The organism is Paenisporosarcina sp. TG-14, assembly GCF_000297555.1.
In the GTDB taxonomy this organism is placed as follows: Bacteria; Bacillota; Bacilli; order Bacillales_A; family Planococcaceae; genus Paenisporosarcina; species Paenisporosarcina antarctica.
Genome location: NZ_AMGD01000056.1, coordinates 45,256 through 55,024, shown reverse-complemented (window position 1 = coordinate 55,024; position 9,769 = coordinate 45,256). Strand labels below are relative to the sequence as shown.

Below are 9,769 nucleotides of genomic sequence, written 5' to 3'. Positions count from 1 at the left end.
ACTTAAAATGATAATCTACAAAACTAAAAAAGACATAAACAAATTCTTCTTTTCAGAAGAATTTTGTTTATGTCTTTTTTAAACGATTTTTAATGGGATAAATGTGTAGAAGAGTGTAGTAGAATTATAAGTATGGAGAATAATTGGTGCCTTGTGCCTCCTGCAAAAGGTTCTCTTTATGATTCAATATCTATCCAGTCCAAAAATCTGTTTGAGATACCAAATAAAACGAGAAAAACACGGCCTTGTAAAAAAAGTTTAAAAGACCGCTAATTCAAATGCGAATTAACGGTCTATTTTGATGTTTAATTTGTTTTGTAAAGCGAACTGAACTGCCTGCAATAGCTTTTATAGTCCCTTTTTATGTGGTTTTAATGTCTTGCATTCCGGTTATCAATTCGGCACCTTGTCTCATTTAACTGATCCACTTACAAATGTATGGTCTTTATAGTACATATTTTTCACTAATACGTTTGGACCAAGGCATTTTACAGCGGGACAATGGCAGTTCAGTTCTTTTGCAAGAGGCGAGTCTAGCCATAGATCGAATATGAAAGGCAAAGAATCACTTTTGAGATTGCCAAGTACAGGGGCGTCACCAAAATCAGTCACAATGACTTCTCCAGAGAAAATATTAATATTTAAACGTGAACGTCCATCCGGGTCATTTCGAACAGTTACATTCAATTCTTCTTTCAGTCTTTGTTGTAGTTTGCGATCCTCAATGCTATCGCTACATGGATAAAATGGCAATGTGCCAAATAACATCCAGGTGTTCTTATCTCGGATATCCAGTAAATGATGAATAGCTTGCCGCGTTTCTTCTAGAGTCAAAGATGACATACTGCTAGCAAAATCAGAGGGGTACATAGGATGAATTTCGTGTCTTGCGCATTTCATTTCTTTTACCACTTGGCGATGTATATGCTCTAAGTAAGGTAAAGTTTTTTTATTTAACATGGTTTCTGCAGATACCATTACACCCGCTTCAGATAACATACGACTATTTTCAATCATTCGCTTAAATAGTTTAGCGCGTTGCTCGTAGGATGGTTTTCTCTCCATTACGGCAAACCCGGTTTCCACAAACTCGTCCACCGTTCCCCAGTTATGTGAAATATGTAAAACATCTAAGTAAGGAGCAATCATCATATATCGCTTTGGATCAAGTGTTAAATTCGAGTTAATCTGTGTGCGTACCCCTCGCTCATGAGCGTATTTTAATAGAGGGAGAACATAATTTGTCACCGACTTTTTGGATAACATCGGTTCACCACCGGTTATGCTTAACGTTTGTAAATGTGGAATTTCATCTAGACGCTGGCGCAAAAGGTCAAAGGGTAATGCCTCTGGATCTTTCGTTTGTAATGTATAGCCAACTGCACAATGAGCACAACGCATATTACAAAGTGTTGTTGTAGTGAACTCAATATTCGATAGGGTTAGCTTCCCGTGGTTTTCCATATCTAAATAGGCTTCCCAAGGATCGTAGGATGAGGTAAGTCTCTGCATTGTTGTGTTCTTCATTAAGTGATCATCCTTTCTAACATGAAACATTGTCCCATAACTACTTCTTATTGAAAACGTTAGATTGTAGATTTCAAACGAATTCAAGTAATATAAAAAGAAAAGGTGAATTTTATGGAGTATACAAATCCAATTCTTTTCTACGATGGAAACTGTGGTTTTTGTCAACGTTCGGTACAGTTTGTATTGCAACATGAACAAAGTGAAGTAATGCACTTTACTCCACTTCAAAGTGAACTTGCTACTCAAATTAAAAAAAAATACCCGGAACTGCAAAAAATTGATTCAATTGTCTTACTTAAGGGAAAAGAACTATTAGTAGAGTCTGATGCAGCTATAGCACTTGCATCCTACTTACGTGCACCGTACCATCTTTTGAAATACACACAATTTGTACCGAAAGTGTTTCGCGACAGTGTATATAGGGTTATTGCAAAGAATCGACACCGCTTGCTACGCAATACCGAATCGTGTTTAGTACCTACAGCCCACCAAAGGAAAAGATTTTTGAGTTAAAGTAAAGGGGATATTTAGATGTTTTTAGAAGACAATAATGCAATCCGAAAAGAGTTATTTCAGACAGTTGAAGGATTAACGGACGAACAGTTCAACAAAATCCCATCAAATGGAGGTTGGTCTGTAAAACAAATATTTGAACACCTCGTGCGAATGGAAACAGTAATTGCGACAAATATCGCAAGAGAACTAAAAAATCCAGATAGCCCAAAATCGATGAAAAAACCGATTGCACTTTCTACGAATCGTTTAATAAAAGTGAAAGCCCCAGGTTATACTGCACCAACCAAAGATTATAAAGTAAAACAAGAAATGGAGAAAGAACTCCATGATACACGTCTATTCTTATTAGATGTCTATGAATCAAGCACAAAAGATGTCTTTCTTAACAAATCATTCAAACATCCCATTTTTGGTCAAGTTCCATTGATCCAATGGTTTCCCTTTGTTGGTCTACATGAAAAAAGACATTTAAAACAATTAAAAAAAACAATCGAAATGTTGTAAGGTCATAACAAATACTTATCACAACCTATAATCTTTATGTAATTTACTTATAAACTAGACTGAGTTATGATTAGAATTGGAGAAAAGTCCCTAGCAATAGATGAGAGCCTTTTCATAAATTAAAAGGAGGAATTAGACATGGCAAAAAGTAACTTGCACAATAGCCGCACTTCTTTCGAATTGAACGGTAAAACGTATAACTACTACCGTTTAGCAGCATTAGAAGAAGCAGGGGTAGCAAATGTTTCCAAACTTCCTTATTCAATTAAAGTATTACTTGAGTCCGTATTGCGCCAACACGACGGATATGTTATCAAAGATGACCACGTAGAAAAATTGGCAAAATGGGGTAAGGACGTTGATCCTGAAGCGGAAGTACCTTTTAAACCATCACGCGTTATCCTTCAAGATTTCACGGGGGTACCTGTAGTTGTAGATTTAGCAGCACTTCGTTCAGCAATGGCTGAAATGGGTGGAGACCCAGACAAAATCAACCCAGCAATACCGGTTGATTTAGTTATTGACCACTCTGTTCAAGTAGATAAATATGGTACATCTGACTCACTTCGCGTTAACATGGAGTTAGAATTCGAACGTAATGCAGAACGTTACCAGTTCCTTAGCTGGGCTCAAAAAGCTTATGACAACTACCGTGCTGTACCACCGGCAACGGGTATTGTTCACCAAGTTAACTTAGAGTACTTAGCAAACGTTGTTCATGCAGTAGAAAACGAAGATGGTTCATACGAAACGTATCCAGACACATTAGTAGGTACTGACTCACATACAACAATGATTAATGGTATGGGTGTTCTTGGATGGGGCGTTGGCGGAATAGAAGCTGAAGCAGGTATGCTTGGTCAGCCTTCATACTTCCCAATACCTGAAGTTATCGGTGTTAAACTAACAGGTGACCTTCCAAACGGAACAACAGCAACTGACTTAGCACTTAAAGTAACAGAAGTACTTCGTGCACAAGGCGTTGTTGGTAAATTTGTTGAGTTCTTCGGAGCTGGCGTAACAAAACTGCCACTTGCTGATCGTGCGACAATTGCTAACATGGCACCAGAGTACGGTGCTACTTGTGGTTTCTTCCCAGTTGATGAAGAAACACTCGCATACATGCGTTTAACAAGCCGTGATGAAGAGCACATCCAAGTAGTAAAAGAATATTTAACTGCAAACGGTATGTTCTTTACGGCTGATAGTGAAGATCCAATTTACACAAATGTTGTAGAACTTGATTTATCTAAAATTGAACCAAATATGTCAGGACCTAAACGTCCACAAGATTTAATTCCTTTGTCTCAAATGAAACTTGAGTTTAACAAAGCGGTTGTAGCTCCTCAAGGCAACCAAGGATTCGGTCTATCTAAAAAAGAATTCAAGAAATCTGCAACAATTACATTAGATGACAAGGAAGTAACAATTCCTACAGGTGCTATTGGAATTGCAGCGATTACATCATGTACAAATACTTCTAATCCATTTGTTATGATTGGTGCGGGTCTTGTTGCGAAAAAAGCAGCAGAAAAAGGCTTACGTCCACCAGCATTTGTGAAAACTTCACTTGCTCCAGGTTCAAAAGTAGTAACAGGTTACTTACGTGACGCTGGACTTCTTGAACCACTAAGTGCTGTAGGATTTGACTTAGTTGGCTACGGTTGTACGACTTGTATCGGTAATTCAGGTCCAATGCTTCCAGAAATCGAAAAAGGTATCATTGAAAACGATTTGCTAATTACATCTGTCCTTTCAGGTAACCGTAACTTTGAAGGTAGAATTCACCCATTAGTGAAAGCAAACTACTTAGCTTCACCACCACTTGTTGTTGCATATGCATTAGCGGGTACGGTAGATATTGATCTTCAAAATGAATCACTAGGGCAAGACCAAGCAGGAAACGATGTATTCTTTGCTGACATTTGGCCAACAACTGATGAAATCAAAGCAGTTATGCTAAAAACGGTTACACCTGAATTGTTCCGTAGTGAATATGCACGCGTATTCAATGAAAATGAGCGTTGGAATGCGATTGAAACATCAAACGATGCATTGTATACATTTGATGAAGATTCAACGTATATTCAAAATCCTCCATACTTTGAAGGATTATCAATTGAGCCAAGCGATATTCAAGCGTTAGCTGGACTTCGTGTAGTTGCGAAATTTGGGGATTCAATTACAACTGACCATATTTCACCAGCTGGTGCAATTGGTAAAGATACACCTGCAGGTAAATACTTGCGTGACCGTGGAGTAGAAGTACGTAACTTTAACTCATACGGCTCTCGTCGTGGTAGTCACGATGTAATGATGCGCGGTACATTTGCTAATATTCGTATTCGTAACCAAATCGCAGCAGGTACAGAAGGCGGATTCACAACTTACTGGCCAAACGGCGAAATTATGGCAATTTATGATGCTGCTATGAAATATCAAGAAGATGGCACTGGCTTAGTTGTTTTAGCAGGTAAAGATTATGGTATGGGATCTTCACGTGACTGGGCAGCTAAAGGGACTAACTTACTAGGCATTAAAATAGTTCTTGCTGAAAGCTATGAACGTATTCACCGTTCGAACTTAGTGATGATGGGTGTTTTACCACTTCAATACATGGCAGGTCAAAGTGCAGAAACACTTGGCTTAACAGGGAAAGAAGAAATCAGCGTGAATATTGCTGAAGGAGTAAAACCTCGTGATATCTTAAAAGTTGTAGCTAAATATGCTGACGGTTCTGTAAAAGAATTCGACGTTTTAGCACGATTTGACTCAGAAGTAGAAGTTGATTACTATCGTCATGGTGGTATCTTACCAATGGTATTACGTGACAAATTGAAAAACTAAAAACTGTGAGAAGACTGTCCTTTTGGGCAGTCTTTTTTTAATTATTAGAAAGATATTACTTTTTAGCTCTTCTGCTCTCACGGACACCAGATCTTCTACACCAGAATCTAAGGAATGCAAGAGAAGAGCGAAGATGTGTTCTTGTCATGATTAATACGGTTCTTTCATTTATGAAGACCTAAAGATACTTTTAATTTAGGGAACTAATGTTCTATAATACTTTTAATTATATAAAAGTTGATAATGACCGTGAGAGCAACTGAAATTCTTAAAGCTATTCAAAATTAAATCCATCAGAGAAACACTTATTAATAGAGTATTTAATTGATTATTTTACTGTATCTTCCTCCACCGGTAATGTTATGCAAGATATTTAGTAGAAACATGGACAAAAAGGGCACTTGATAAGGAAGGTAATCTAATTGCAGATAAATTGTTTGGAACGAGTGAAGGTAGATATATTGATTGGTGAAGCTCCAGCTAAAAGAGAGAACTTCCATATAATTAGGATTTATATTTTTCTACTAATATCAACATTAAACTTTAACAGAGCCTTATTTTAAGGAAAGTAAAAAGAGGTTGAAATTAACTAAAGTTACTGGCATCATTTGAGGTCACCTGAAATACTTGTGAATTAAATTTAGTAAGTGTAAGGCGGCATTTCGTTTGAATTTAAACGAAATGTCGTCTTTTTCTTTCATATCCCTTACTTTGATTCTTTCAGCAATGTCATAATTCATTTGAGATTTACTGCGAATATGGCCATGGCCCTTGCATTTGCATACCAAATAAACTCGCATATGATGATACATCATACCAATATAATATGCTCTATCAGAACTCGTGGGAGGCATCCACAAAGCGCTGAAGCGTGTATTATAGGAGTCAATATTGGTAGACTTTTTCAGTGGACTACACCATTTTGCCGGGTTTTTATTATGATTCGTTCTTGAAATTATGATGAAGTATGTTTACGATTCGAAGCTAACCAAAAATCCAATTCATATAGTGTAAAAAGATACATAGAATAAAAATAATTGATTGCCGATAGAAAAAAAGAGGGTGCATTACTTTTATCACTGAATTTTCAATCAAATTAAATATTGCTATGATATAATTTTGGTAAATAGTTTGTAAGAGAGGGAAATTTTACATGGAAGTACCTTTATTGAAGTCAAAAATCGTTCCACCCGTGACCAGTGAAACGTATATGCGTAGGGCTTCTTTAACACGCACATTTAAACAAATCTCTTCAAAAAAAAGTGCGTTGATTTCAGGTGGGGCAGGATATGGAAAAAGTTCTGCTATCGCTCAATTTATCGCGGATAGTAGAATCAATTGTTCGTGGTACACCGTGTCATCAGAAGATGATGATTTGGTTCCGTTTTTAAGATACTTAATCGGTAGCATCCAACGTATCGTTCCTAGCTTTGGGCAACAATTGCTGAAGGACTTATCTATTCAACCTTCTTTTACTAGTGATAAAGAATTAATCACTTGGCATGCATGGTTTGTAAGTGAGCTAGATCAAATCGCTGAACCTTTGGTAATTGTCATTGATGATTATCATTTAATCGATCATGTTTTCTCTATCAATTTTATGGTGGAGAGAATTATAGAACACTGTCCATCATATGTACATATTGTTTTGATTTCTCGATCAAAACCTAAATGGACACAGTTATTAAAGCTGAAAATGAGTGGACAATTAATAGAAGTGAATGAAAAAGACTTGGTTTTTACAGAAGAAGAAATAATTGTGTATTTTGAAGATTATTTTGAGCGTCATTTAACAAAAGAGGAATCCAAGTATATTTTGGAAATTACAGAAGGTTGGGCAATTGCTATTCAATTAATGGCGGTTAAATCTGTGAGCGAAGACAGTAGTTTTAATGTTTCTCTAAAACCAGCTATGGAAGATTTATTTCATTATTTGTCCGAAGAAGTATTTTCAAGATACAAAGAAGAAGAGCAAAGTTGGCTCATGCAATTTTCAGTTTTCCTGACGTTTTCTTTGAAATTCATTCAGTTATTTTTTGGTAAGGAAGCTGTGCACTTCTTACAATCGTTCCGTAATCAACACGGCTTCATTCAACAATTAGGTGAAGATTCGGTTTTTCGGTATCACACATTATTTCAACAATATTTAATTACTAAATGGAAAAACACTAATCTAGCAGGATTTCAAAAGGCGCATAAATTAGCTGCTGAACATTTTGAACAGAAAAGCGATTCTATTCGTTCTATTTATCATGCACTTCAAAGTAAAGATGTTCATTTTATCACTCAGATTGTCTTGAAAACTGTGCCTAAGCTATTAAAATTAGGGCAATTTGATTTAATTATAGATAGTTTAAAAGAGATACCTCAAAGTTATTTTGACGAGTTTCCAGCACTTTATTACTTTGAGGGAGAAGCGAATCGTTATCTGGCATATTATGAAAAATCAAAACAAGCCTATCAAAAAAGTTTATTATTAGCCACAGCTAAAAAAGACGCATTTTATTCGAGTTATGCACATGCAGGGCTTGCGCATATTTATTTAGATACGATTCAGCCGGGTTTGGCGGATCCGCATTTAGCCAATGCCATATCTTTTGCGAATCAGACGGAGACCATGTCACAGAAAGATATGAACAATTTAAAGCGACAATTTGCAGAAAACCTAGTGAATTTAGGGAAAACAAAAGAAGCAAAAACTTTTATTGAAGATGAGCAATTACCAGAGACTTTATTAATCAATGGTAATTTAGATGCACGAATATTATTAAGGATGGGAAAATTATCTGACTCACTTCAATTATTAGAAAATCGTTTGAAAGAAGAAGATATGGTGCCAGACTCACATCGCGAAACAGCTGTTCTATTAGCTTTACTTAATGCAATGATAGGCAATCTTTCTCAGGCTAGTTACTATGCAACTAAAGGGATTGAAAGTGGGATCAGGGAAAAATCCAAATTTGTAGAAGCCGTTGGATTGATTAGAAAAGGTCATGCGGAAAGTGTAGATCGACATCATTTTTTAGATTCTCCTGATTCTGAGCGTATGTACCTACAAGCAATCGAAAAAATGGATCAACTGAATGTATCAAGAGGAAAAGCAGAACCATATTTGGGGCTTGCGCTTTTAAAAGCTAAACAAGGATTTCAATATGAAGCGTTGATTCTTGCAGAAAAGGGATTAATAGAAACTGAACGTGTTCAAGATGCCTGGTTATCTGCATTTATAAAAATTGGCATAACAATAATTTATTGTACATTTCATCAGTATGATCAGGCGAATAGCTATGCAAAACAAGCAAAAGTTGACTTTACTTTATGTGGAGATTCATTTGGTAAAATGGTTGCTTCGTTTTGGTTAAGTATTTGTGCATTTGAATTAGAAGACAAAGAACAATTTTCACAAGAAATAAAACAGTTTGCTCATATACTTTTGGAAGAACAGTATATATTTTTTATTGAAAAAATAACGATGTATGGACCGCTTGATATTCAACAATTCTACCCGCTAATTCAGTATGCGATGAAGAACTGTCCTGATAATGAAGAAATTCATCGAATAGGTCAACATTTACAGGTAGAGCAACATGTTATTTACCCGGGTTATACTTTACATGTTCAATTACTAGGACCAATATCTATTTCTTTAGGTAGAGAGGAAGTAGAAGATCGTAAATGGCAACGTGAAAAAGCAAAAGATTTATTTGTATATTTATTTATCCATAAAAATAGATTTGTTCCAAAAGAGGAACTGGTGAGTGAACTATTTGGTGATCAGGATGAAAAGACAGCTGTTCGAGATTTTAAGGTGGCACTTAATGCACTGTATAATGTACTAGAACCAAAAAGATTTCCTCGTGCGGAATCTTATTTTATCATTCGTAAACAAACAATGTATCGAATTCATCCTAAAGCAGCAATCGTAAGTGATGTCGAAAAATTTCAACAGCTAGTTGCTCAAGGATTAGATGAACGAAATCCACAACAGGCTAGTGCATTATTAAAATCAGCTATAGCTTTGTATAGAGGAACTTATTATTTAAATCAAAATGTTTACAATTGGTTTCAATTTGAGCAAGACCATTTTCACCAAATGTATTTACAAGTTATTGAAAAGTTAGCTCAGAATGCTACTAGACTCCAGCAATTCAATCAAACCATTTACTGGGCTGAAAAATTAATAAAATTGGATTATACATGGGAAGAGGCATACCGCCTTTTAATGTACGCGCACTATCAAAAAAACAATAGATCACAAGCGATTAAGTGGTATGAAAAATGTGTGCAAATGCTCTTAGAAGAGTATGAATTGAAACCCATGGAAACAACAGAACGAATGTTTGAACTGATTGCTAATGGATATGCCTAACCT

5 protein-coding genes and 1 pseudogene are annotated in these 9,769 nt (G+C 36.0%); 5 read left to right on the top strand and 1 reads right to left on the bottom strand.

Going from position 1 to position 9,769, the window contains the following annotated elements:
- Nucleotides 1-411: 411 nt before the first annotated feature.
- The gene (gene yfkAB / locus C406_RS0114880; protein WP_017381447.1) at nt 412-1,527 is read right to left on the bottom strand and encodes a radical SAM/CxCxxxxC motif protein YfkAB; all 1,116 of its coding nucleotides are present in this window, start codon (nt 1,525-1,527) and stop codon (nt 412-414) included.
- A gap of 114 nt (nt 1,528-1,641) precedes the next feature.
- Here yfkAB and C406_RS0114875 point away from each other — a divergent pair, with 114 nt between their 5' ends.
- The 5 genes and pseudogenes from C406_RS0114875 to C406_RS0114860 all read left to right on the top strand — a co-directional run bounded on the left by C406_RS0114875 (nt 1,642) and on the right by C406_RS0114860 (nt 9,766).
- Complete coding sequence (locus C406_RS0114875; protein ID WP_017381446.1) at nt 1,642-2,043, top strand: thiol-disulfide oxidoreductase DCC family protein; 402 nt, start codon at nt 1,642-1,644, stop codon at nt 2,041-2,043.
- Nucleotides 2,044-2,061: 18 nt separating this feature from the next.
- Nucleotides 2,062-2,550, top strand: a complete 489-nt coding sequence (locus tag C406_RS0114870; RefSeq protein ID WP_017381445.1) for a DinB family protein — start codon at nt 2,062-2,064, stop codon at nt 2,548-2,550.
- 138 nt (nt 2,551-2,688) lie between these two features.
- Nucleotides 2,689-5,397 (top strand): aconitate hydratase AcnA, encoded by a 2,709-nt coding sequence (acnA, locus tag C406_RS0114865; protein ID WP_017381444.1) that lies wholly within the window; start codon nt 2,689-2,691, stop codon nt 5,395-5,397.
- Nucleotides 5,398-5,640: 243 nt separating this feature from the next.
- Nucleotides 5,641-5,771, top strand: a pseudogene (locus C406_RS20550) (IS1595 family transposase); the annotation flags it as partial.
- A gap of 779 nt (nt 5,772-6,550) precedes the next feature.
- Nucleotides 6,551-9,766 carry a BTAD domain-containing putative transcriptional regulator gene (locus C406_RS0114860; protein WP_017381443.1) on the top strand — a complete coding sequence of 1,072 codons (3,216 nt, stop codon included), beginning with the start codon at nt 6,551-6,553 and terminating at the stop codon, nt 9,764-9,766.
- The last annotated feature ends 3 nt before the right edge of the window (nt 9,767-9,769 follow it).

Excerpts from the sequence above, each read along its gene's own strand:
- yfkAB (WP_017381447.1), bottom strand. The coding sequence starts at position 1,527 with ATGAAGAACACAACAATGCAGAGACTTACCTCATCCTACGATCCTTGG.
- C406_RS0114870 (WP_017381445.1), top strand. The coding sequence starts at position 2,062 with ATGTTTTTAGAAGACAATAATGCAATCCGAAAAGAGTTATTTCAGACA.
- C406_RS0114875 (WP_017381446.1), top strand. The coding sequence starts at position 1,642 with ATGGAGTATACAAATCCAATTCTTTTCTACGATGGAAACTGTGGTTTT.
- acnA (WP_017381444.1), top strand. The coding sequence starts at position 2,689 with ATGGCAAAAAGTAACTTGCACAATAGCCGCACTTCTTTCGAATTGAAC.
- C406_RS0114860 (WP_017381443.1), top strand. The coding sequence starts at position 6,551 with ATGGAAGTACCTTTATTGAAGTCAAAAATCGTTCCACCCGTGACCAGT.